Source organism: uncultured Lactobacillus sp. (assembly GCF_948948975.1).
In the GTDB taxonomy this organism is placed as follows: Bacteria; Bacillota; Bacilli; order Lactobacillales; family Lactobacillaceae; genus Lactobacillus.
The window spans coordinates 114,349-135,455 of the sequence record NZ_CARBVX010000001.1; the positions used below are offsets into that span (position 1 = coordinate 114,349).

The window sequence follows — 21,107 nt, forward strand, 5'->3', positions numbered from 1 at the left end:
ATAGCAAAGCTCCCCAGAAAAGAATTAACGAACTTTAATCTTTAGACTTTCTTTCAGATCTGCTTCAATTTTTTCCATTGCTGTAGTTACAATTTCATCCGTTAATGTGTCTTTTTCATTTAAGAAAGTTAATGAGTAAGAGATTGATTTATGACCCGATTCAATCTGACTTCCGGCATAAACATCGATTACTCGAATATCGTAAAGATATTTGCCTCCATTTAACTTAATTTGAGCTTCAATTTGTGCATTAGTTACATCATTAGGTACTAATAGAGATAAATCTCGCTCAATAGCTGGGAATTTCGGAGCAGCCTTAGCTTTCATCCCTTTATGAAGCATAGAAACAATTGCATCTAAATCAATTTCATAAACATATATCTCACTGCCACGTAATGCTTTGTCAAGCGTAGTAACAGCATGTGCTAACATTCCAATTAGACCAACATATTGATCCTTAATATAAATACCAGCAGTTCTAGTTGGATGCATTCCTTGAACCAGTTCAGCGCGATACTCTACATCTTCATCTTTGATACCAATTGCTCTAAATAAGTTAGTTAATTGGCCCTTTACAAAATAGAAGTCAATCTTTTGGTCTAAATGTTGCCAATTGGCTGCTAAAGTATGTCCTGAATAAAGAGCAGCTAAATGTTCATGTTCATTAAATGTATTATTTTCATGATCATAAACTCTACCTTGTTCAAATAAAGCTAATTCTTTTTGCTTACGGGCCATATTGTAGCTTGCAGCATCAACCAATCCTGTTATTAGGTTTTCTCTCATAGTTGAACGACTTGAGTTTAATGGCCATTGAACTTCAACTACTGGTTTAGGATCTTTAGTAAATGAAATTGCTTTTTCCGGAGAAGTCAATGAGTAAGAAATTGCTTCCATTAATCCTTGACCTTGAACGATATCTTTAATTCTACGCATAGCAGTTTCTTTAGCTGAGTAACCACCGTGAGTTTCAGCTAAAAGCGGTTGGGTAGACTTCAAGTTATCATAACCATAAATTCGGCCAACTTCTTCTACTAAATCTGCTGGAATAGAAATATCCCATCTCCTATTAGGAACGGTAACCACTAACTCATCTTCAGAGCCTGCAACAGTAAAACCTAACTGATCAAAGATCTTTTCCATTTCAGCTCTGCTTAACTCAGTTCCCAATACCTTATTAATATAAGATACTGTAGTTTTAACTACTGAAGGATTTCTTTGAGCATCAGTTGCTTTTATTTCACCTTCATTAACTGTACCATCCGCATCATTACGCAATAACAATGCAGCCATATCCAAGGCTTTTTGAGTATTATCCCAGTTAACACCCTTTTCAAATCGGCTTGATGCTTCAGTTCTGTTAGCGTGACGCAATGCAGATTTTCTTACACTAGTTCCATCAAAAACGGCAGATTCTAAGATTACATCAGTAGTATCGTCTTCAACTTCTGAGTTCTTACCACCCATGACACCGGCCATCATAACAGGCTTTTGACCGTCAGTAATGATGATGTCATTTGGATCTAATTCTACTTCTTTATCGTTCAATAATGTAAGCTTTTCATTTTTATTTGCTTTTCTAACTTCTAGTTTACCGTCCTTAAAAGTACGAGCATCATAAGCATGCATTGGTTGACCAGTTAAAAGCATTACATAATTAGTAACATCGACCACATTATTAATCGGACGAATTCCTGCATTCCAAAGGCGTGTTTGCATCCACAATGGACTTTCACCAATTTTCACATTAGAAACTTTTCTTAAGTAAAACTTAGGTGCTAATTTTTCATCAACTTGTACATCTAATTCATTAGTCCAGTCAGATCCATCTGCCTTAAGCACTACTGGTTCAACTTTAGGTTTTTCATCAATAATTGCACCAACTTCATAAGCGGCACCTTCCATTGATAAAGTATCAGCACGGTTTGGAGTAATATCAAAATCTAAAATATAGTCATCCATGCCAAGTGCTTCGTATACTTCTTCACCTGGTTTTACATCTGCATCTTTAGGGAAAACAAAAATTCCATCTGCATATTTTGCAGGAACTACCTTATCTTCAAAACCAATTTCTTGAAGTCCGCAAATCATACCGTTTGATTTAATTCCGCGAATTTTACCACGCTTAATTTTTTCATTTCCGGCAATTCTTGCCCCGTGTAAAGCAACAATAACATCTTCACCAGCTGCAACATTAGGAGCACCACAAACAATCTGAATTGGTTCTTCTTCACCAACATCAACTTGACATTTGTGTAAGTGAGTCCCTTCAATATCCTCACACTCTAAAATGTGTCCAACTACTAATTTTTTTAATCCTTCTGCTGGGTGATCTACAGATGCGATCTCAACACCAGTTCTAGTAATCTTTTCTCCTAAATCTTTAGGATCTTCATCTAAATTAAGAAAATCTTTTAACCAATTATATGAAACAAGCATTAATCTTCCTCCTTACGGAATTGTGCCAAGAAACGTACATCATTAGTATAGAAATCACGAATATCAGAAATGCCGTATTTCAAAATTGCAAAACGATCTAACCCTAAACCAAAGGCAAAACCACCATAGACTGTTGAATCTACACCAGCATTTTCTAAAACATTTGGGTGAACCATACCAGCACCAAGTACTTCGATCCAGCCAGTATACTTACAAATTGGACAACCCTTACCATCACAATTAAAACAAGAAACATCCATTTCAACTGATGGTTCAGTAAATGGGAAGTAAGATGGACGAAGACGAGTCTTGCGATCTTGACCAAAAACGTGCTTGGCAATCATTTCTAGAGTTCCTTTAAGGTCTGACATAGTAACATTTTTATCGATTACTAAGCCTTCCATTTGTTGGAATTGATGGGAGTGCGTTGCATCATCATCATCTCTACGATATACCTTACCAGGACCAACCATCTTTAATGGACCTTTAGAAAAATCATGCTTTTCTAAAACTCTAGCTTGGTCTCCTGAAGTTTGAGTTCTAAGTAAATTTTCCTCGTCAATATAGAAAGTTGCTTGCATATCACGAGCAGGATGGTCTTTTGGCAAGTTCATCATTTCAAATACATAGTGATCAGTTTCAATTTCTGGACCTTGAACTACTTCATAACCCATTCCAATAAAGTAGCTTTCCAAATCATCCAAAATAATATTAATAGGATGTTTTGAACCTAAATGTCCCTCACGACCAGGCAAAGTAACATCAATTTTTTCTTCTTCTAATTTTTTAGCAATTAAAGTTTGTAAGAAGTTATTTTTTGCTTCATCTAACTGCTTTTGAAAGAGATCACGAACTTGATTTACTTCTTGACCCACTTTAGGTCTATTTTCTGGGGCAATATCTTTCATTGAGTGAAGAATTTGAGTTAATTCACCCTTGCGTCCCATTAATTCTACTCTAATCTTATCAAGCATTTTTTGGTTTTCAGCCTGATTGATTTGGTTCAATCCTTCTTCTTTTAACTTATTTATTCTATCGAATAAGTCCATCTTATTTTCCTTTCCAACAAAAAAGCTCCGTCCCAAAAGGGACGAAGCTTCGCGGTACCACCCTAGTTTGAACTAGCACAAATAAAGTGCGTGTTCACACTCTTTTCGAATAACGGTGAAATACCGGAATTGATTAGATTCTGCTCCTAAGATGAAATTCATGCTTCTAACTTAAGTTTCTTTCACCAGTGAAACTCTCTCTAAAAAGCTATCCACACTACTAATCTTAATCATCGCATTTAATTATAATAGTATCTTAAAACTTTTTACCTAACTTTGCAATTACCTTTAAGCCCATTTATCAGCCCAATTATGGACTTGCTCAAAAACGGGTTGTAAATCGGCACCCTTTTGAGTCAAGGTATAGCTGATAATTCCACTCTTTTTGTCTACAGTACGGTTAACAATTCCGTCTTTTTCTAGTTCTTTTAGTCGTTCAACTAAAACACGATCAGAGCATTTACTAATGCAACGTGCTAAATCCTTAAAACGCATTGCATTAGTATCACACAAAGAGCTAATAATTAAGCCGTTCCATTTTTTACCAATAATTCCAAAAGCATCAATAAAATGCGAACACAGTGAATAATCTTCTGGATCCGGACAGTCAGTCATTTTAGTTTTGCTTTCAATTTCTTGGGACATCTGTATTCCTCCTAAAAAATCAAAATAATTTTAAATCATCTATACTAAGATTATAGTGATTACACTTACTAAAAACAAGCTGCAAGCTTATGAAAAATGATAAATCATAATACCCGCTGCTACTGCCGCGTTTAGTGACTCTGCCTTTCCCTTTATCGGGATATAGATCTTTTTATCAGCTGTTTCAATTACCTCTTTACTTGCCCCATGAGCCTCATTTCCAATTACGAGCGCTAATTGAGGAACTGGAGCACAATTATTCAAGGACTTAGCGGTTTTATCAAGAATACTTACATAGACTGGAAGGCCGTTTTCCTTAAAACTACTAATAGCTTCTAAAATCGGATTTTGGATAATTTGAATATGGAACTGGCTCCCCTGCATACTACGCTGAACTTTTGGATTATATAAATCTACACTTTCTTCAGATAATACTACACCATCAAAACCGGCTGCATCGGCTGTACGAATAATCGTTCCAACATTCCCTGGATCAGTTAAATTATCTAAAACAACCCATTTTCCATATTCAAAACTAAATGATTTTGGTTGATTAATTGGTAGCACCATAAAGATATCTTGACTATTCTTAGTGCTACTTAAATGCTGAGCAATTGCATCAGTAATCTGGATGACTTTATCATCTTTTAATTTATAACTCGCCTCTAACTTTTCTAAGGCTTCTGCTGTTCCTAAAATATAAAGATAATTTTCATGACTCTTTAAAGCTTCTTCAACTAAATGAAAACCTTCAATTAAATAAGTTTGAGTCTTTTTACGATACTTTTTCTGTTCAAGCTTTCTAAGGCTTTTAATTGTGGGATTATTTACTGAGTTAATTTCTATCATAAATTTCTACTTCCTTCTACTCTAATATTTTAAATTACCTCGTCCAAAATTAACATGTTAAAATTTAAATTAGAATATACAGAAAAGAGTGATACTTATGAAAACAGTCACAATGAGAGTTACAGGCTTAGTACAAGGAGTTGGCTTTAGATGGACAACTCAAATGATTGCTCAAGAACTAGGAATCACAGGTACTGTTAAAAATAATCCAGATGGATCTGTATCAATTGTAGCTCAAGGGGATGAACTCCCATTAGAGCATTTTATCAAAAAAATCAAAGCATCTCCTTCAGTTGCTGCCCATGTTGATCATGTAGATTTAAAGACAATTCCCAATACAGAAAAATTTACTCGCTTTAGTGTGGTTTATTGATACTTTAACAAATAACTAGTAAACTTTATTGCAGTAACAATAAAGTAGGAAAGGTTATAGTTAATGAAATCAAAAACTAAATATTTTAGTCTATTTGCCATGATAACTGTGCTAGCACTTACCTTAACCGGATGTGCTAACAATGGTCAAAGCATCTATCAAGCACCCACTAGTGGGCCCTATGCTTGGGTCTTTAGTCTATTTGGCAAACCAATTCAAAACATCATGTTAGCTGTTGAGAATCAAATTGGTGGATCAAATGGAGCCGGCTGGGCAATTATTATCATCACTTTTGTTGTTCAGCTCATTGTTATGCCTCTTCGACTAGCATCCCAACGTAAAATGACTACCCAACAAGAGAAAACTCAAAAGCTCCAACCTCAAATGAAATTGATCCAAGAAGCACTTAAGAAGCCTGGCCTAACACAACCACAACAAATGCAAATTAGCCAACTTCAAATGCGCGTTTATAAGGAAAATAATATGTCAATGATGGGCGGAATGGGATGCTTACCATTACTTATTCAGCTTCCAATCATGATGGGAATTTATCAAGCTGTAGCTTATTCTAAAGAATTAGGTGCTTCAAGTTTCTTTGGTATTTCTCTTGGACAACGATCCATTATCTTAACAATTATTGCTACATTGCTGTATGTAGTTCAAGGTTATCTTTCAATGGTTGGAATACCTGAAGAACAAAAGAAAGCAATGCAAATGACTTTAATTCTAAGTCCAGCTATGACTTTCTTTATTAGTATTTCTGCTCCAGGCGCCCTAGCACTTTACTTCTTAGTCGGTGGACTTATTGCTATCTTGCAACAATTAATTACTACTTTTATTATTATGCCAAAAGTAAAAAGAGATGTTGCAGCTGAATTAAATGAACGTCCACTTAAAGTAGTTGTTACTCAAGATACCATTGATAACATTCTTAACACTACTTCTTCATCAACTTCCACTCCTGAGACAAATAAAGATCTTCATCAAGATTTACGTGCACGTAATGCGGGTAAACAAAAGCGCCCAAATGATTCAGACAAAAATTAATAAACATAAAAAATAGGAAATCCATTACGGATTTCCTATTTTTTATTTATCTGACTTAGATTTTAATAATGGAAATTCAATCATGAACTTACTGCCTGAGCCAAGTGTTGAACTAACACTGATTTTTCCATGATAACTTTCAACTAGTTTCCGAGCGATAGCTAAGCCTAATCCATTTCCACCTTTTTCACGGGTTCTAGCCTTATCTACACGATAAAAACGATTAAAAATTTTATCCTGTTCATCAGGAGCAATACCTTCACCAAAATCTTGAACTGAAATCTTAACTTTATCTTTTTCAGTAGCAGCAGCCACCAAAATTTCTTTTCGATCAGTAGAATATTTAATAGCATTATCAATCAAAATGATTAAAATTTGCTCGAAATGATTACGATAAATCTTAACTATCGTATCAGGTTTTAGGTCTGCATCATCATAAGTAATGGTAAAGTCTTGATGAATCATTCTCATGTCATTCACAGTTCTGTTTAGTACTTCATTGACATCAGTTGTTTTATCAGGATATTGCAAATCAACTTGTTCCGCCCGAGTCAGATTCAGCATTTCTTGAATCAAATGTTTCATTCTCTTGCTTTCTTGAAGAGAAGCCTGAATTGATTCTTCCAGTACTTGAGGATCATCTTTTCCCCAACGCTCTAATAAGTTTAAGTGTCCTTCAATTACAGCTACGGGAGTTCTCAATTCATGAGAAACATCTCCTACAAACTGTTTTTGCTGCTGCATATAGGCTTGCATTCTATCGAGCATCTTATTAAAAGATGTCGCTAGTTCTCCTAATTCATCATTTCTATGAAGATCGGGTACTCGCCTTTTATCAGTGGGGTCTTTATTAATATCATGAGAAATTTGAGACATTTTCTTAATTGGTTGGACAACACTATTAACTATCAAGTAAGACAAACCAATAAAAATCACAATAGCAATAACTGATAGACCAATCATCCAGTTTCGAATAGATTTCAATACTTGATTTTGTTGATCCATGGAATTATCCACAATCAAATATCCAGTTAATCGATGTGTCCTCTCAGAAAAAATCTTCTGATATACTTTCATATGAATTTTCCCGCGACTCGTCACAACTTTTAGCACATGATTTTCAGTCTTACTAAATTGTGGCATCCCTTCATCGGGAACATTTCCATTACTAAAAACAACATCTCCGGCAGGATTATAAATTGTAATACTGGTATCACGATTAGATAAAGTAGCTAATACGTCATCATTAAAAATATTACCACGATCATTAGAAGTAAGTGGTGTTTGTCCTTCTAAAATACGACTTGTATTCGGAGAAAGCTTAGGTACAACATTTGAAATTTGTAAACTTGTTGGAATTTCAACTAGTCTTCTTTGAAATGTAGTTGTTACACTCTCTGTCAAATTTCTTTCCTGTGAGATAATTTGTTGCTCAACTAACGAATAAATTGCAATTGAAAATATAACAAAAGAGACCGTAATTGTCGCTGCAACTAAACTTACCCACTTAAAAGTTAGTGAGGACTTTAGGGTCTCTTTCTTAGATTTATTTTGTTTCTTCACGTGCTTCATCATTTTCATCAGTTCTTACCATATAACCGGTACCACGAACAGTCTTGATGTATGATGGACGGCCCGGTACATCAATCTTATTACGTAAATAACGCACATAGACTTCAACAACATTCGTTTCAATCTTAGATTCAGGTCCCCAAATTTTGTTTAAAAGTTGCTCTCTTGTAACCACATTATTCTTATTTTCAATTAATGTCATTAACAAGTTGTATTCACGTTTAGTTAGATCAACTGTACTATCTCCGCGGTGAACAATTCGATTAGCTGTTTCAATAGTTAAATCATTGAAGTGAACTACCTTTTGAACTCCCATCGTATCGCCCATAGCTCTCTTTTCAATTTGTACTCTTCTTAAAACAGCACGTAAACGAGCTAATAATTCTTCGATTGCAAAAGGTTTAACGATATAATCATCAGCACCATGGTCTAAACCTGAGACACGGTCAATTACTGAATCTCTTGCAGTCATCATAATGATTGGAGTTGTTTTTTCTTGGCGCACACGACGAGCAATTTCCAATCCATTAAGATCTGGCAACATTAAATCTAACAAAATTGCGTCAAAATCTTCATTTAAAGCTAAATCCAATCCTTTCCGACCGTTTCCTTCAACTTGAGTTTCATATTTTTCATGTCTTAATTCTAGTTCTACAAAACGGGCAAGATTTTTTTCATCTTCAATAATCAGAATTTTACTCATTATTTTCTCCACTACTATTCAATCTGGTTAAAAATTTTATTAATAAATTAATATTAAATTTAAAGATACATTAATGCAAGGGTTTATTACTTGTTTTTTCATCTTTAAATAAATCCTTAAGCTTAGCAAAAGCAGGATTTTCCTTATTAGATTGCTGTTCTTGATAAGCTTCTTGAGAAATAACCTTCCAGCCTTCTCCTTCAGGAAAGTCTCCTTCGGCCTCTTCTTCAGGGGTCAAGATCACCGATGGTAAGCTTAAAAGTAAGTTATCTTCTACAGCCTTTTGAAGATCAATTGTATCATCCTTAACAGTTACAATTGTATCTTCTTCATCAAGCTGTTCTTGAGTTGGTTCAACTTCACTATAGTTCTCAGTAAAGTTGAATTTTTGATGCATTTTTACTGGCTTTAAGCTACGAGTTGAAGGTACTACAACATCTGCTTCGACAGTAAAATTACCAGTAACAAAAGGTTCATCATAGAAGAAGTCACCGGTAACATGAACATTCTTTGCATCTGCCAGTAATTCTTTACTTCTATCAAAAAATTCTTTACTTAACTCAACGTTCTCATCAACATGAGTTAATGGATTACGACTATTTTTAATTTGCGAATATGAAAACTTTAACATTATTTTACCTCGATTGGTTTACGACCAAAATTTTGATCTTCACCCATAATTTGTTCAAAAAGCCGATCCACTTTCACTTGTAAACCTAAGGTTCCCCTTGCAGCATTTTTCTTATCAACTTTTGAAATAATCGGTACTTGAACATCTTTTCTAATTTTCTTAAGATAATTTCTTCCTCGACTACTGTAACCTAACAGTAAAGTTGAAACATCTTGATAAGAATCCTTTATTTCGTTCTCAGTGACATTTAAAAGCGTGTAAAGACATAATCTTCTTAAACGAGCATAAGTATATCGCTTAGACTTAATTTGCCGTAAAAATGAAGTAAAATCTTCTGCCGTATGGATTTCTTCCTTCATTTTATACTCTAGTCCTTCACTCATTTGATAAATTGACTGCAGTTCTTCTAAACTTGCACTTTCAATTCGATACTTCAAAAAGTTAAATAAAAGATTCCAGTTCGGATAAACTTTTTGACTTTCTAAACTTACCAATTCTCCTTTAGGAAGATATCTTTTTAATTCAGATAAGTCATTAGGATGATGCAAGCAATAATTTCTAATAGCCGTAGCTGAGGAAACTATTTTATCTTGTAAAAGGGGATCATCATGTCCACTTCCTACTCTTGTTATAGGATGTAAATGAAGTGGATTTTTTAATTGTTCACTTGCAACTGCATAAGCAACGGCTAACATCATGTTAGGTTGATTTACCTCATGCCCCACTTCTCTAGCAACCATTTCATTATATTGAGTAGCATAAGTTTGAGTGTAGTCTCGAAAGTCCATCCGATTCTTTGGAATTTGATTTATTTTTTGACCTAAATAAGAAAAATTTAGATTTGAATCCTCTACTCCAAAAAATAATTCTGACACTCCCAAATCACTCAACATTTTAATACTACCATTAGCAAAAATATCAGCTGGCTGCACAGCAAAAGAAAATGGTAGTTCGAATACTAAATCAGCTCCAGAAGCTAAAGCTGCTTTTGCTCTTTGCCACTTATCCATAATCGCCATTTGTCCACGTTGAACATAATTACCTGACATTACAACAATTATTGGATCATTTTTAGCTGCCAAGCGGGCTTGATTCATTAAAAACTCATGGCCGCTATGAAAAGGATTATATTCGGCTACAATGCCAATTACACTCATACTCTTACCTTTAGTCTAAGTTTAATTCTAGTTTCTTACCATTGCTCCAAAGCTTTTCTAAGCCATAAAAGTCTCGTGCATCTTCAGTAAATACATTTACAACTACATCTCCCATATCTACCAAGAGCCAGTTAGAATCACGAGTTCCTTCAATACGGTAGTCTTCTTTTCCATGTTCATGAATTTTATCAATAATACTGTTAACAATGGCATGAAGTTGACGGTTTGAGCCAGCTGTTGTTACAACATAGTAATCAGCTAAAATACTAATTCCTTGCATATCATATGCTTCAGTATCTTCACCATGTCTTTCATCGATTGCTTCTACAGTTAAATCTAATAATTTTTTACTATCCAATTTTATTTTTCCTTTCAAAATTCTAACCCTTTACTGCCCATTTATTGTAAGCAGCAAATGTCTTAGGATAAATCTTTTTTCTATTAGTTATTAAAAAATCAAGTGTGTGGGCTAATTCAAAGCCTACCCCATCATCTAAGTTAGCAAAGGCTACTTTTCTTGCTTCTTCTACTCCAGGAAAGTCACGACCTGGCTCAATAAAATCTGCTACAAAGACAATTTTATCTAGTGTGGTCATTTCTACATCAGCAGTAGTATGACGCTTAATAGCAGTTAAAATTTCTGGATCAGTTATCTTTAATTCTTTTTCAATAAAATATGATCCCACAATTCCATGCCAAATAGCTCGATTATAATTAAGTAAATCTGGATCAAAATGCTGCTTCTTAATCACTTCAATAAATCGTGCAGGAGCGACTTGCTTTGCATAATCATGGATAAATCCTGCTAAAGCAGCCTTATCAGGATCATAATTATTAAGTTCAGCTAACTTACGACTAGTTTCACTTACACCAATACAATGCTTAAATCTCTTTTCATCCATGTTGCTTTTTTCTTTAGCAACAATTTCCTCAGAAGTTAACGGGGAATATGTTTTAACAAAATTAATTTCAGTCACGATACAAGCCTCTTGATTCAATATATAAGCGTACACTTTCCGGTACTAAATACCGAATAGAATTACCTGTAGCTATATTTTGACGAATTAAGGAAGATGAAATATCTAGATTTGGTGCATCAACCCAAATCATTGGAAACTTGGGGTTTTGCGGATAATTTGGTCTCCTAACGCCAACTAAGGTAGATAAAAGTGCTATAGTTTCTGGTTCACGCCAATTTTCAAAGTCGTTTACTTCGTCACTACCCATAATTAAGTAATATTGATTACGTGGTGCTCTCTTCTTTAAGTAACGTAAAGTATCAACCATATATGAAGTTCCACCACGCATTATTTCAAAAAGCTTAACATGAAAGTGTGGATTATCATGAGTAGCCAATTCAAGCATTGCACAACGATCTTTAGTGCTTATGTTTCCCGCTATTTTTTTATGTGGCGGCGTATTATTGGGAATAAACCATATTTCATCTAAATGAAGCTGTTTTCTAACTTGCTCCGCCATTGATAAATGAGCTAAATGAACCGGATTAAAAGTTCCTCCCATAATTCCAATTTGCTGAGCAGAGCTCGTAACTGGTTCAAATTGTACTTGTGGTTTTTCTTTTACAACACATTGCATTATATTAACGCTCTTCTAATTCCTAAACCAATTCCTTCTGGTGTATAAGCTTTTACTACGACATTAGCAGGTGTGGTAATAAAGCCAACGCCGCCAAATAAAATATCACTTTTTTCTTTTGGTGAAAAAGTTTGGCCCTTTAATGGTCCGAGATTATCTTCTTTACTTGGTGGAAGCAATAAATCATCTTTATGTTTTTCATAAAATGCATCCGCATTTTCAGTCTTTGTTCTGTGTACATAAAGATCGCGTGCAACATAAATTGTAAATCCAGCAGATGGACCATCTACATAGTCAAAACGTCCCAATCCAGCTAAAAAGATTGTCTGTCCAGGCAAAAGTTGGTAGGTTGCTGGCTTTAATGGCTTCTTTGGTTCAACAACTTCAAGTTCTTTTCCACTCAAATGACTAGCCAGTTGATTGGCATTCAAAATTCCGGGTGTGTCAATTAAATAATGCCCATTAGAAAGTGGAATTTTAATTTCATCTAATGTTGTTCCAGGAAATTTAGAGGTAGTAATGACATCCTTTAAATCACTGTTCATATTGATGATCGCGTTGATTAACGTGGATTTTCCAACATTGGTTGTTCCAACAAAATAGATATCTTTCTTTTCGCCTTTTTTAGCTAAAAATGCCATCAACTCATCTAAATTTTTCTTTTTAGCAGCTGAAACTAAAAATATTTTTTCTGGTTTTAAGCCATTTCGATTAGCTTCTTGGCGCATCCAATCTTTAATTTTGGATTCTTTAGAATTTTTGGGAAATAAATCTACTTTATTACCAACTAAAATATATTCATTACCTCCAATAAAACGCTTAATTGAAGAAATCAATGAATTACTAAAATCAAACAAGTCAACCACATTAACGACTAATGCCTTCTTTTGACTAATTGAATTAAGTAAAGCCAAGAAATCATCGTTATTTTCTTCAACGGGCATAATTTCATTATAGTGTCTTAATCTAAAACACCGCTGACAATATACTTCATTATCATCATTCTCTAGTGCCTTTTTTAAGGCAGAAGATGGTAAGTAGCCCGATTTTTTAGGGTCTTGATCTTGTAATATACTTCCACAACCAATACAACGTAATTCTTCACTCATTCTAATTTCTCCTTAAAAACTACAGGTTTTCTTAAATTCAAAAAGAAAAAGATAAATTTCTCAAAGAAGCGGTTGATTCTTGTATTCCACTTATCCGTTTCAACTAATGGTTTTACTAAAACCGTAGCTACACCAGCTAAATTACCCGCCTGTATGTCAGTAATCAACTGGTCTCCTACCATTAAAACTTGATCTTTTTGTAGATTCAAAGCCTTTAATTCCTTATTAATACCGATGGGCAAAGGCTTGCGTGCTTTTGCAATAAAAGAAATATGGTATGGATTCAGAACTTTTCCAATTCGTTCTGCATTATTATTTGAAATAACAACTAAGCGAATTCCATCCTTGGCTAAGCGTTCATTAAGCTGTTTCATTTCAACCGCTGTATCTGCTTTATTCCAAGCAAGTAACGTATTATCCAAATCGCTAAAAACAGCCTTAATTCCCATCTTCTTTAACTGTTTTGGATCTAAATGATAGATAGTATCTATTGTATAACGAGGTCTAAACAACATTAAAAAATCTCCACTTTTTTCTCATATCTATAGTATCAGAAATCTTTAATCTTTAGAAACATTTGATGATTGAAAAATTAAATTTTACTTTTCTTTAGAATAAAAGATGGTAAAATGATAACAATTTATATTTCCACCGTATTACACAAAGAAGTTAAATTATGAAAAATTTTATCGATCTCCATCTACACTTAGATGGTTCTTTGCCATACCCTACTGTTAAAAAATTAACGAAAGCTCATAACTTTCCAAGTTTAACTGAAACACAACTCAAAGAAAAGCTCTCTGTTTCTAAAAATTGCATTGATTTACAAGAGTATCTAACTAAGTTCGATTTTCCTCTACTACTTTTGCAAACTAAGAAAGATCTAGAAACAGCGATTTTTGATCTTTTAAAAAATTTGCGTTCTCAAGGACTAGTCTACACAGAAATTCGATTTGCTCCTCAGTTTCACACTCAAAAAAGCTCACTCAAGAAGGAGCGATGAGATCCTGCATTTCAGGACTTAAAAAATTTTATCAGTGGCAAGATGCGCAACAAGACAATTCTTACCCTCTACATGCAAATTTAATTCTTTGCCTCATGCGTTTACCACATCGGGACCAAGAAAATAATTTAACTGTCAAGTTGGCCGCTAAATATAGTTCCCAATGAGAAAAAAATGCTCCGCTTATGCGGAGCATTTTTAATATTCTTAGTTCAAAGCTTTCTTAGCAGCATCTGCTAAATCAGCAAAAGCTTTTTCATCGTTGTAAGCAATGTCAGCTAACATCTTACGGTTCATGTCAATACCAGCTACCTTTAAGCCGTGCATTAACTTAGAGTATGAAAGACCATTTTGTCTTGCAGCAGCGTTGATACGAGCAATCCATAATTTTCTGAATTCGCTCTTACGCTTCTTACGGTCACGGAAAGCATATTTACGAGAAACAAATACTTGAGTACTTGCTGCTTTAAATTGTAAGTGTTTTGAGCCACGGTAACCCTTGGCTAATTTCATGATCTTCTTACGACGAGCGCGTGTTACGGTTCCACCTTTAGTTCTTGGCATCTAAAATTCCTCCTCAAAAAGTCTTCTAATAATTAACGCATTTGGGAAAGCATCTGTTTGATGCGCTTTAAGTCACTTGCTGAAACCATAGCAGCTTTTCTCAAATGACGACGTTGTTTCTTAGTCTTACCGTGGAAACGGTGTCCAGTGTAAGCATGGTGACGCTTTAAACCACCATTAGCAGTTCTCTTGAAACGCTTTGCTGAAGCGCGGTGTGTTTTTTGCTTTGGCATATCTATTCCTCCAATTAACTACTTTTTCTTTTTATCTTTCTCACTTAATGGAGCAAGCATTAAGAACATTGAACGGCCTTCCATCTTTGGCTTAGTAACTACATTAGATAAATCACTAGCTTCGTCAGCCATCTTTTCTAAGACCTGTTTACCTAACTCCTTGTGAGTAATTGCCCGGCCTCTAAAGCGAATAGAAACTCTAACTTTAGCGCCTTTGGTCAAGAATTTACGAACATGCTTTAACTTAGTGTCAAAGTCATTTCCTTCGATTGTTGGACTTAAACGAATTTCCTTGACAGCCATAACCTTTTGATTCTTACGGTTTTCTTTGGCTTTCTTTTGTTGTTCAAAACGGAATTTACCGTAGTCCATAATTCTAGCAACAGGTGGCTTAGCATTAGGAGAAAGCAAAACCAAATCAAGGTCAGCATCAGCTGCTTTACGTAAAGCTTCATTCTTGGATACAACACCAACTTGTTGGCCATCAACTCCAATTAAACGAACTTCACGAGCACGAATATCTTCGTTTAAAATCATATTTCTTGGTATGAGTATTCACCTCCACGTTAATTTCGAGGACAAGAAAAAAGCGGGCAAAGTTAACGCCCGCTTTTAATCAACAGATATTATCGATCAGCCCAGAGGTAATATTAACTTAGGCGAGAAGCGGGAGCTTCTTCTTGTTCTCAACTTCTAAATTATACCATCTAATTGACTTACGTCAAGAATTTTATTTTTTCAAAACATACTTAGCATATTTATAATCTAATTTTTATTTAATTTTTGCTCCACAGTGAGTACAAAATGTTGCATCTAAAGTCACTTCACTACCACCTGAAGGACAAAACTTACTTGTTTCCTCTACTACAGCTTGGTTTTCTCCTTTAATCGCATTAACAATAGTGGCCGTATTAACATTGTTATTATTAATTTGACGATCTGTTTGCATTCTAACATTTCTATCATCTTGATAAGAAGCCAACTTTTCATTTATTTCATCAACAAAAGTACTAATTTTACTACTTTCAAAGAAAGGTACAGAAATTTGTTGACGAATACCTGCTCTTTCAAAAGACATACTAGCTTTAATTCCTGATAAAAACATTACAATTCCGATTAAGGCTACAATTAAGCCTCCCAAACCACTATTCCCCATAGACGCAAATCCACCTAGAGTAATGATTGCACCAAAAATCATTGCTCCCAGCTTAAAAGAAGTTGAAGTAGATACATTAGTAATGCCTGATAACGGAGTATGTTGCTTATCCTTTCCCGCAGGTATAAGTCCAAAAAATACTGTATTAGGCATGTCAATGTTTAAAAATCTATCATTTACTGACATACTTCCTTTAACCCAAAAGGCAAGTAAACTCACTGAAAACTTATTTGCTTCATTCGCCGAAATGTTTGATTCTACCATAATTTATTAATTCCTCCAAATATATATAAGCATACTTATTAAGAGTACCTTTCAACTTCTTTTTAGTCAAGAGGATTATTAGGAGGTAGACATGATAGTCCTATATTTACTCCCAAGCGTAAATAAAACATTTTACAGTCAAGCGTTATCTGGAGGTTGATCAAAAAGCGTTACTATAAATTAAAAGCAAGCTTTATAGTAACTTCTGATTCAATTTAAATGGTAAAAATAATTATCTCAACTAGACTCTAGGGGGTAAATTCATCAATCGGTCAGTATTTTCTTCTAACACCTTCCCTTTTTTACCATACATCATCCACACCGTAACAGCTAATGGAACTAAAACCATTAGAACTTCAGAAATGTAATCTGTGGCCCAGCCATTAAATTGCCAGCCTGCAGAATTCCAACCACTCTGCAGGTTTGCAAGGTAATCGGTCAAGAAGTGAAAAATCATTGGTAGCCAAAGTTTTCCACTATAAAGGTAAAGCACAGCCCATAAAAAGCCACTTCCCATCATTCCAATTACTTGAGCAATTGTAGCTTCAAAGGTTTCACCATTCCAGCCAACATTTCCTAGGTGAGATAATCCGAAAAGAAGCGCAGAACCATAGATAGCTATTGGTACACGCCAACTACGATATCGCTTAAAGCCAGCAAGTAAAATTATAATAGCCAAATATCTTTCAGTTTCTTCTAGTACCCCTGGTTCTAGAGCAGATGTAAAACTTGCAATAGTAACATATTTTTTTTGCAAATCAATTGAGTATCTAAAAAATGCAGTCCAAATTTGCTTATCATAACTAATAAATGCATTGTAAAACACATCAATAGATGCAAACAATACTAGTAATAGTAAGATCGAATATTGAAAATTTCTGCTTTTTACAAACTTCAAATTAGGATTAAAGTGAAATCCCCATGCTTTTCCTAAAAAGCAAGCTAAAATTAATAAAGCAAACGCTGCAACTACGCCTTGGCCAGTAATTGAATGAAGCCACGGTAAATTCTTGCTAACTTTTAATAAAGAATCAGGGCCATATTGTGTTCCTAGAAGGGCAACTCCTACTAAACGTAAAAACCAATTCTTCAAACTACCCACAAATAAAATTGCGAGGGGTAACAGTAAAACTAAATAGCTCACCCAGAGTAAAAGAACCCATAGAATTTCTAGCTGAGGGATATTCTTTAAGAAGTAATTACCTATTTCTACCCACACGCTTGGAAATAAAGTACTTAGACCAAATAAATTTAGCCATCTTACAATTTCAAAGATTATTCCATTCATTTTTTTGCTCTTTGAACATATAAATTGAGTCCAAAAATTATTATAAAGAAAGCTCCTTGAATTAAATTTTCTAAACTATTTTTATTGTGAGATAGAGCCTCTAAAAATATCCACAGAAGCGCAATTAATAATTGAATATCAAAAATTTGTTGCCATCTTTTATGCAACAAAGTAAAATTCTTCATTTTATTCCTCCAGTTAGTTATCTAATTTTTTTATTATAATGATCTCTCAATTTTTTTAAAGCTATTTCATGCATAATAAAAAGAACTCATTTTCTGTGAATTCTTAAAAAACTAGTTAAATTTTACTTCATTCTAGAATTACAACTTAAAATTTTGTTCTCTATTTAGATATATCAGCGCCGTCTTCATTTATTTTCTAGCCATGTTTTATTCTTTATTTTTCTTCAAATGCGTATTAATCTGCCTCACTTCATTCCACAAGTGAAAAAAGTAAGTTCCGTATGCAATAGCATACATCAGAATAAAGTTTCCAATCATAATTACCCAATTCTCTTCCATAACTGTTACCCCATCTACAAAGAAATTAAATACTAACCAAACACCTAAGCAAACAAAAAAATTGATGATAGTCTGCTTTCTTAATGACCAACTATCATTGTTAAAAATCCACCCCGCTAAATAGAAAAAGATACCAATTAAAAAAGATTCTAATATCCAAAATAAAAAATCTGAGATTTTAAGTGTACTATTAGCTAAATGGTTCCAGAATACTGCAGAAGAATCTGAGCAACTATCCAAGTCATTCCGATTCCAATTCCAATTAAACCACTTACTAATAATTGACCAACCTTTTTCATAATCCTAACCTCTCTTTCAAAACTTTAATCTTTCTTCTTGCAACTTGAATGCGTAAGCCATTTTCTAAAATTGCATCAATATTTCCGCTACTAACAATTTCTAAATGATTTATAGAATGATAGTTGACAATTGAACTTCTGGAAGTAGTAACAAAATCATTAGGTAGAAGTTTTTCCACTTGATATAATCCTCCTCTAAAAATGTAAACATCTCTTTCTGTACAAATCCTGGTTTTTTCATTCTCAACTTGAATAGCAAAAATCTGTGAAAACTCAATCATATAAGCATCCCCATCTCGGTAGCCCCAAAGGAAATCTTGATTTGATTTTAATTCATTCGTTATTCGCCTTATTTTGCTAGTCATCTTTTTCACCCAAAATTCAGCCTTTTCTTCTGATAAATTAGGATCAATCTTAAACTCAACTTTCATTAATTTCCCTCCTTACTTGCTTATTAAGTATAGTTATTTACCGCTTGAAAACCAGAGATTTTCGGTAAATGGTCTTAATCTAACGGCGAATGGTTATTTTCGATACAAAAAATCCGCTAGGATCTTCTTCCTAGCGGATTTTTACTATCTATCAATTATTAAAATTATTTTTCTCTTGAGTATGACTTAACATCAGCATCAATTTCAGCAATAAAGTCATCTAAACTCTTAGAAATTTGTTCTTCAGTACCATAGCGACGAACATTAACGCCGTTTGCGTTCATTTCTTCATCACCTAAAACTAAAGTGTAAGGAACTTTTTGTGTTTGTGATTCACGAATCTTGTAGCCAAGTTTTTCATTTCTGTGGTCTACTTCTGCTCTAAATCCGCGCTTAGCTAATTCTGCACGAACTTTATCAGCATATTCGCCATGAGCTTCTTCATTAACTGGAATAATTTCAGCTTGAACTGGAGCAAGCCAAGTTGGGAATGCACCCTTGTAAATTTCAGTTAAGTAAGCGATGAATCTTTCCATAGTACCAACAATACCACGGTGAATCATAACTGGACGGTGTTCTTCACCATCTTGACCAACATAAGTTAAGCCAAATCTTTCTGGAAGCATGAAGTCAAGTTGGATAGTTGACATAGTTTCATCGTTACCCAAAGCAGTCTTAGTTTGAATATCAAGTTTTGGACCGTAAAATGCTGCTTCACCTTCAGCTTCAACGTAATCAAGGCCAAGATCATCCATAGCTGCTTTAAGCATTGATTGAGAGGTTTCCCACATTTCATCGTTTGCGTAGTACTTATCAGTGTTCTTTGGATCACGGTAAGAAAGTCTGAAGTAGTAGTCAGTAATGTCAAAGTCCTCATAAACATCCATGATCAACTTCAAAACTTTAGCAAATTCTTCTCTAATTTGATCAAGTGCTACAAAAGTGTGCCCATCGTTCAAAGTCATTTCACGTACACGTTGTAATCCTGACAAAGCACCTGATTTTTCATATCTGTGCATCATACCTAATTCAGCAATACGAATTGGTAATTCACGGTATGAACGAATGTGGTGCTTATAGATTTGAATATGTGATGGACAGTTCATTGGACGAAGTTCAAGCATTTCGCCGTCCCCCATATCCATTGGTGGGAACATATCATCACGATAGTGTGCCCAGTGACCAGAAGTCTTGTAAGCATCCACGTTCATTAATACTGGAGTATAAACATGTTCATAGCCATCAGCTACTTCTTTATCAACGATGTATCTTTCAACAACACGACGAATAGTAGCACCCTTTGGCATCCAGTAAGGAAGACCTGCACCAACTTTAGGATCAACAAAGAATAAATCTAAGTCTCTACCAATAGTTCTGTGATCTCTTTCTTTAATTTCAGCACGACGCTTCAAGTCTTCATCTAAAGCAGCCTTCTTGAAAAATGCAGTACCAAAAATTCTTTGAAGCATTGGGTTAGAAGATTTACCTAACCAGTATGCACCTGCAACTGACAAAAGCTTAAAGTTCTTGATTTTACCAGTATTTGGTAATAAAGCATCAAAGCCAAAGTCAACAAAGTCACCTAACTTGTAAACTGCAACTTCGTCTTCTTCATCTTTCAAAAGATCCAATTTGAATTGGTCATCCTTAAAGATTTCTTCCAATTCACTCTTCTTCATTGAAGCATATTCAATCTTTTCACCATTCTTAATAGCTTTTTGCATTGCCTTTTCAAGTTCTGGTAATTCAGTAACCTTAATTTGATCTTCTTTATCAGTATCTACGAAGAAACCACCTTCGTCAGCTTCGTGCATCCCCAAACGTAATTCTGGGTATTTGCGCTTTGCAACAGCTTCAAGCAAAAATGCTGCCGTAGCACGTAAAATGTCTAAGCCTTCTTCATCTTTATCAGTAATAATAGCTGCTTCTACATCTTCATCAACGATGTAATCTAAAGGCTTCATTACTCCATTAATCTTTGCACCAACAGCAGCTTTTCCTAGAGAAGTAGCAATTGAAGATGCTAACTCTTTAACAGAAACTGCCTTATCAAAATCTTTCTTAGAGCCGTCTGGCAAAGTTACAGAAAAACTCATAAATTTTTACCTCCAAATAAAAAATCCCAGCACTAAAAACAGTGCTGGGACGTTAAAATACGTGGTTCCACCCGAAATT

At 34.5% G+C, this 21,107-nt stretch carries 24 protein-coding genes, 1 pseudogene and 2 other annotated features; of the genes and pseudogenes, 3 read left to right on the forward strand and 22 right to left on the reverse strand.

The window, feature by feature from the left end; genetic code table 11:
* Positions 1-24: 24 nt before the first annotated feature.
* The 4 genes from pheT to Q9R40_RS00580 form a co-directional block, all read right to left on the reverse strand.
* Positions 25-2,439, reverse strand: a complete 2,415-nt coding sequence (gene pheT / locus Q9R40_RS00565; RefSeq protein ID WP_304675867.1) for a phenylalanine--tRNA ligase subunit beta — start codon at positions 2,437-2,439, stop codon at positions 25-27.
* The gene (gene pheS / locus Q9R40_RS00570; protein ID WP_300592628.1) at positions 2,439-3,488 is read right to left on the reverse strand and encodes a phenylalanine--tRNA ligase subunit alpha; all 1,050 of its coding nucleotides are present in this window, start codon (positions 3,486-3,488) and stop codon (positions 2,439-2,441) included. Before pheS ends, pheT begins: the two co-directional genes overlap by 1 nt.
* Before the next feature lie 34 nt (positions 3,489-3,522).
* Positions 3,523-3,731 (reverse strand) — a binding site (T-box leader).
* A 45-nt stretch (positions 3,732-3,776) separates the two neighbouring features.
* Positions 3,777-4,133 carry a helix-turn-helix domain-containing protein gene (locus Q9R40_RS00575; protein ID WP_012846505.1) on the reverse strand — a complete coding sequence of 119 codons (357 nt, stop codon included), beginning with the start codon at positions 4,131-4,133 and terminating at the stop codon, positions 3,777-3,779.
* An 87-nt stretch (positions 4,134-4,220) separates the two neighbouring features.
* Positions 4,221-4,982: an RNA methyltransferase gene (locus Q9R40_RS00580; RefSeq protein WP_300724169.1), complete on the reverse strand. Its 762-nt coding sequence runs from the start codon at positions 4,980-4,982 to the stop codon at positions 4,221-4,223.
* A 97-nt stretch (positions 4,983-5,079) separates the two neighbouring features.
* Between Q9R40_RS00580 and Q9R40_RS00585 the strand changes: the two genes are divergently transcribed.
* Positions 5,080-5,355 (forward strand): acylphosphatase, encoded by a 276-nt coding sequence (locus tag Q9R40_RS00585; protein ID WP_004893729.1) that lies wholly within the window; start codon positions 5,080-5,082, stop codon positions 5,353-5,355.
* 63 nt (positions 5,356-5,418) lie between these two features.
* Positions 5,419-6,402 (forward strand): membrane protein insertase YidC, encoded by a 984-nt coding sequence (yidC, locus tag Q9R40_RS00590; RefSeq protein ID WP_304675872.1) that lies wholly within the window; start codon positions 5,419-5,421, stop codon positions 6,400-6,402.
* Between the two features lie 42 nt (positions 6,403-6,444).
* Here the strand turns inward: yidC and Q9R40_RS00595 are convergent, their stop codons facing one another.
* From Q9R40_RS00595 to Q9R40_RS00635, 9 genes are all read right to left on the reverse strand, one after another.
* On the reverse strand, positions 6,445-7,983 hold the full coding sequence (locus Q9R40_RS00595; protein WP_297939785.1) for a HAMP domain-containing histidine kinase: 1,539 nt from the start codon (positions 7,981-7,983) through the stop codon (positions 6,445-6,447).
* Positions 7,949-8,677, reverse strand: coding sequence for a response regulator transcription factor (locus Q9R40_RS00600; RefSeq protein ID WP_004897782.1), 729 nt, complete (start codon positions 8,675-8,677; stop codon positions 7,949-7,951). Before Q9R40_RS00600 ends, Q9R40_RS00595 begins: the two co-directional genes overlap by 35 nt.
* A 70-nt stretch (positions 8,678-8,747) precedes the next feature.
* Positions 8,748-9,308, reverse strand: coding sequence for a DUF177 domain-containing protein (locus tag Q9R40_RS00605; RefSeq protein ID WP_304675876.1), 561 nt, complete (start codon positions 9,306-9,308; stop codon positions 8,748-8,750).
* Entirely contained in the window at positions 9,308-10,465 is a 1,158-nt protein-coding gene (locus Q9R40_RS00610; protein WP_297939791.1) for a nucleotidyltransferase, read from the reverse strand. Before Q9R40_RS00610 ends, Q9R40_RS00605 begins: the two co-directional genes overlap by 1 nt.
* Positions 10,466-10,475: 10 nt before the next feature.
* On the reverse strand, positions 10,476-10,823 hold the full coding sequence (rsfS, locus tag Q9R40_RS00615) for a ribosome silencing factor (protein ID WP_004897785.1): 348 nt from the start codon (positions 10,821-10,823) through the stop codon (positions 10,476-10,478).
* A gap of 22 nt (positions 10,824-10,845) precedes the next feature.
* A complete protein-coding gene (yqeK, locus tag Q9R40_RS00620) occupies positions 10,846-11,442 on the reverse strand; it encodes a bis(5'-nucleosyl)-tetraphosphatase (symmetrical) YqeK (protein ID WP_304675879.1) in 597 nt (198 codons plus the stop codon).
* Positions 11,435-12,061, reverse strand: coding sequence for a nicotinate-nucleotide adenylyltransferase (locus Q9R40_RS00625; RefSeq protein ID WP_004897787.1), 627 nt, complete (start codon positions 12,059-12,061; stop codon positions 11,435-11,437). Before Q9R40_RS00625 ends, yqeK begins: the two co-directional genes overlap by 8 nt.
* On the reverse strand, positions 12,061-13,170 hold the full coding sequence (yqeH, locus tag Q9R40_RS00630) for a ribosome biogenesis GTPase YqeH (protein WP_304675882.1): 1,110 nt from the start codon (positions 13,168-13,170) through the stop codon (positions 12,061-12,063). The genes Q9R40_RS00625 and yqeH overlap by 1 nt, the downstream gene beginning before the upstream one ends.
* Positions 13,167-13,685 (reverse strand): YqeG family HAD IIIA-type phosphatase, encoded by a 519-nt coding sequence (locus Q9R40_RS00635; RefSeq protein WP_172475473.1) that lies wholly within the window; start codon positions 13,683-13,685, stop codon positions 13,167-13,169. The genes yqeH and Q9R40_RS00635 overlap by 4 nt, the downstream gene beginning before the upstream one ends.
* Before the next feature lie 161 nt (positions 13,686-13,846).
* Here Q9R40_RS00635 and Q9R40_RS00640 point away from each other — a divergent pair, with 161 nt between their 5' ends.
* Positions 13,847-14,173 carry a hypothetical protein gene (locus tag Q9R40_RS00640; protein WP_304675885.1) on the forward strand — a complete coding sequence of 109 codons (327 nt, stop codon included), beginning with the start codon at positions 13,847-13,849 and terminating at the stop codon, positions 14,171-14,173.
* A gap of 207 nt (positions 14,174-14,380) precedes the next feature.
* On the opposite strand, the gene rplT is transcribed toward Q9R40_RS00640, so the two are convergent.
* The 9 genes and pseudogenes from rplT to thrS all read right to left on the reverse strand — a co-directional run bounded on the left by rplT (position 14,381) and on the right by thrS (position 21,028).
* Positions 14,381-14,737 (reverse strand): 50S ribosomal protein L20, encoded by a 357-nt coding sequence (gene rplT, locus Q9R40_RS00645; RefSeq protein WP_003646918.1) that lies wholly within the window; start codon positions 14,735-14,737, stop codon positions 14,381-14,383.
* 32 nt (positions 14,738-14,769) lie between these two features.
* A complete protein-coding gene (gene rpmI, locus Q9R40_RS00650) occupies positions 14,770-14,970 on the reverse strand; it encodes a 50S ribosomal protein L35 (protein WP_003646917.1) in 201 nt (66 codons plus the stop codon).
* Between the two features lie 18 nt (positions 14,971-14,988).
* Complete coding sequence (gene infC, locus Q9R40_RS00655; protein WP_004893676.1) at positions 14,989-15,507, reverse strand: translation initiation factor IF-3; 519 nt, start codon at positions 15,505-15,507, stop codon at positions 14,989-14,991.
* Between the two features lie 38 nt (positions 15,508-15,545).
* Positions 15,546-15,658 (reverse strand) — a sequence feature (ribosomal protein L20 leader region).
* 84 nt (positions 15,659-15,742) lie between these two features.
* The gene (locus Q9R40_RS00660) at positions 15,743-16,390 is read right to left on the reverse strand and encodes a zinc ribbon domain-containing protein (protein ID WP_304675892.1); all 648 of its coding nucleotides are present in this window, start codon (positions 16,388-16,390) and stop codon (positions 15,743-15,745) included.
* Between the two features lie 241 nt (positions 16,391-16,631).
* Complete coding sequence (locus Q9R40_RS00665; RefSeq protein WP_304675893.1) at positions 16,632-17,678, reverse strand: CPBP family intramembrane glutamic endopeptidase; 1,047 nt, start codon at positions 17,676-17,678, stop codon at positions 16,632-16,634.
* Entirely contained in the window at positions 17,675-17,863 is a 189-nt protein-coding gene (locus Q9R40_RS00670; protein WP_304675894.1) for a hypothetical protein, read from the reverse strand. Before Q9R40_RS00670 ends, Q9R40_RS00665 begins: the two co-directional genes overlap by 4 nt.
* Before the next feature lie 207 nt (positions 17,864-18,070).
* Positions 18,071-18,501: pseudogene (locus Q9R40_RS00675) on the reverse strand (DUF3021 domain-containing protein).
* Positions 18,498-18,932, reverse strand: coding sequence for a LytTR family DNA-binding domain-containing protein (locus Q9R40_RS00680; protein WP_304675895.1), 435 nt, complete (start codon positions 18,930-18,932; stop codon positions 18,498-18,500). The pseudogene Q9R40_RS00675 and the gene Q9R40_RS00680 overlap by 4 nt, the downstream one beginning before the upstream one ends.
* A 164-nt stretch (positions 18,933-19,096) precedes the next feature.
* A complete protein-coding gene (thrS, locus tag Q9R40_RS00685; RefSeq protein ID WP_304675897.1) occupies positions 19,097-21,028 on the reverse strand; it encodes a threonine--tRNA ligase in 1,932 nt (643 codons plus the stop codon).
* Between the last annotated feature and the right edge of the window lie 79 nt (positions 21,029-21,107).

What these genes read in the sequence shown, in the direction of transcription:
- pheT (WP_304675867.1), bottom strand. Translation starts at nt 2,439, where the DNA reads ATGCTTGTTTCATATAATTGGTTAAAAGATTTTCTTAATTTAGATGAA.
- pheS (WP_300592628.1), bottom strand. Translation starts at nt 3,488, where the DNA reads ATGGACTTATTCGATAGAATAAATAAGTTAAAAGAAGAAGGATTGAAC.
- Q9R40_RS00575 (WP_012846505.1), bottom strand. Translation starts at nt 4,133, where the DNA reads ATGTCCCAAGAAATTGAAAGCAAAACTAAAATGACTGACTGTCCGGAT.
- Q9R40_RS00580 (WP_300724169.1), bottom strand. Translation starts at nt 4,982, where the DNA reads ATGATAGAAATTAACTCAGTAAATAATCCCACAATTAAAAGCCTTAGA.
- Q9R40_RS00585 (WP_004893729.1), top strand. Translation starts at nt 5,080, where the DNA reads ATGAAAACAGTCACAATGAGAGTTACAGGCTTAGTACAAGGAGTTGGC.
- yidC (WP_304675872.1), top strand. Translation starts at nt 5,419, where the DNA reads ATGAAATCAAAAACTAAATATTTTAGTCTATTTGCCATGATAACTGTG.
- Q9R40_RS00595 (WP_297939785.1), bottom strand. Translation starts at nt 7,983, where the DNA reads ATGAAAATGATGAAGCACGTGAAGAAACAAAATAAATCTAAGAAAGAG.
- Q9R40_RS00600 (WP_004897782.1), bottom strand. Translation starts at nt 8,677, where the DNA reads ATGAGTAAAATTCTGATTATTGAAGATGAAAAAAATCTTGCCCGTTTT.
- Q9R40_RS00605 (WP_304675876.1), bottom strand. Translation starts at nt 9,308, where the DNA reads ATGTTAAAGTTTTCATATTCGCAAATTAAAAATAGTCGTAATCCATTA.
- Q9R40_RS00610 (WP_297939791.1), bottom strand. Translation starts at nt 10,465, where the DNA reads ATGAGTGTAATTGGCATTGTAGCCGAATATAATCCTTTTCATAGCGGC.
- Q9R40_RS00625 (WP_004897787.1), bottom strand. Translation starts at nt 12,061, where the DNA reads ATGCAATGTGTTGTAAAAGAAAAACCACAAGTACAATTTGAACCAGTT.
- yqeH (WP_304675882.1), bottom strand. Translation starts at nt 13,170, where the DNA reads ATGAGTGAAGAATTACGTTGTATTGGTTGTGGAAGTATATTACAAGAT.
- Q9R40_RS00635 (WP_172475473.1), bottom strand. Translation starts at nt 13,685, where the DNA reads ATGTTGTTTAGACCTCGTTATACAATAGATACTATCTATCATTTAGAT.
- Q9R40_RS00640 (WP_304675885.1), top strand. Translation starts at nt 13,847, where the DNA reads ATGAAAAATTTTATCGATCTCCATCTACACTTAGATGGTTCTTTGCCA.
- rplT (WP_003646918.1), bottom strand. Translation starts at nt 14,737, where the DNA reads ATGCCAAGAACTAAAGGTGGAACCGTAACACGCGCTCGTCGTAAGAAG.
- rpmI (WP_003646917.1), bottom strand. Translation starts at nt 14,970, where the DNA reads ATGCCAAAGCAAAAAACACACCGCGCTTCAGCAAAGCGTTTCAAGAGA.
- infC (WP_004893676.1), bottom strand. Translation starts at nt 15,507, where the DNA reads ATGATTTTAAACGAAGATATTCGTGCTCGTGAAGTTCGTTTAATTGGA.
- Q9R40_RS00660 (WP_304675892.1), bottom strand. Translation starts at nt 16,390, where the DNA reads ATGGTAGAATCAAACATTTCGGCGAATGAAGCAAATAAGTTTTCAGTG.
- Q9R40_RS00665 (WP_304675893.1), bottom strand. Translation starts at nt 17,678, where the DNA reads ATGAATGGAATAATCTTTGAAATTGTAAGATGGCTAAATTTATTTGGT.
- Q9R40_RS00670 (WP_304675894.1), bottom strand. Translation starts at nt 17,863, where the DNA reads ATGAAGAATTTTACTTTGTTGCATAAAAGATGGCAACAAATTTTTGAT.
- Q9R40_RS00680 (WP_304675895.1), bottom strand. Translation starts at nt 18,932, where the DNA reads ATGAAAGTTGAGTTTAAGATTGATCCTAATTTATCAGAAGAAAAGGCT.
- thrS (WP_304675897.1), bottom strand. Translation starts at nt 21,028, where the DNA reads ATGAGTTTTTCTGTAACTTTGCCAGACGGCTCTAAGAAAGATTTTGAT.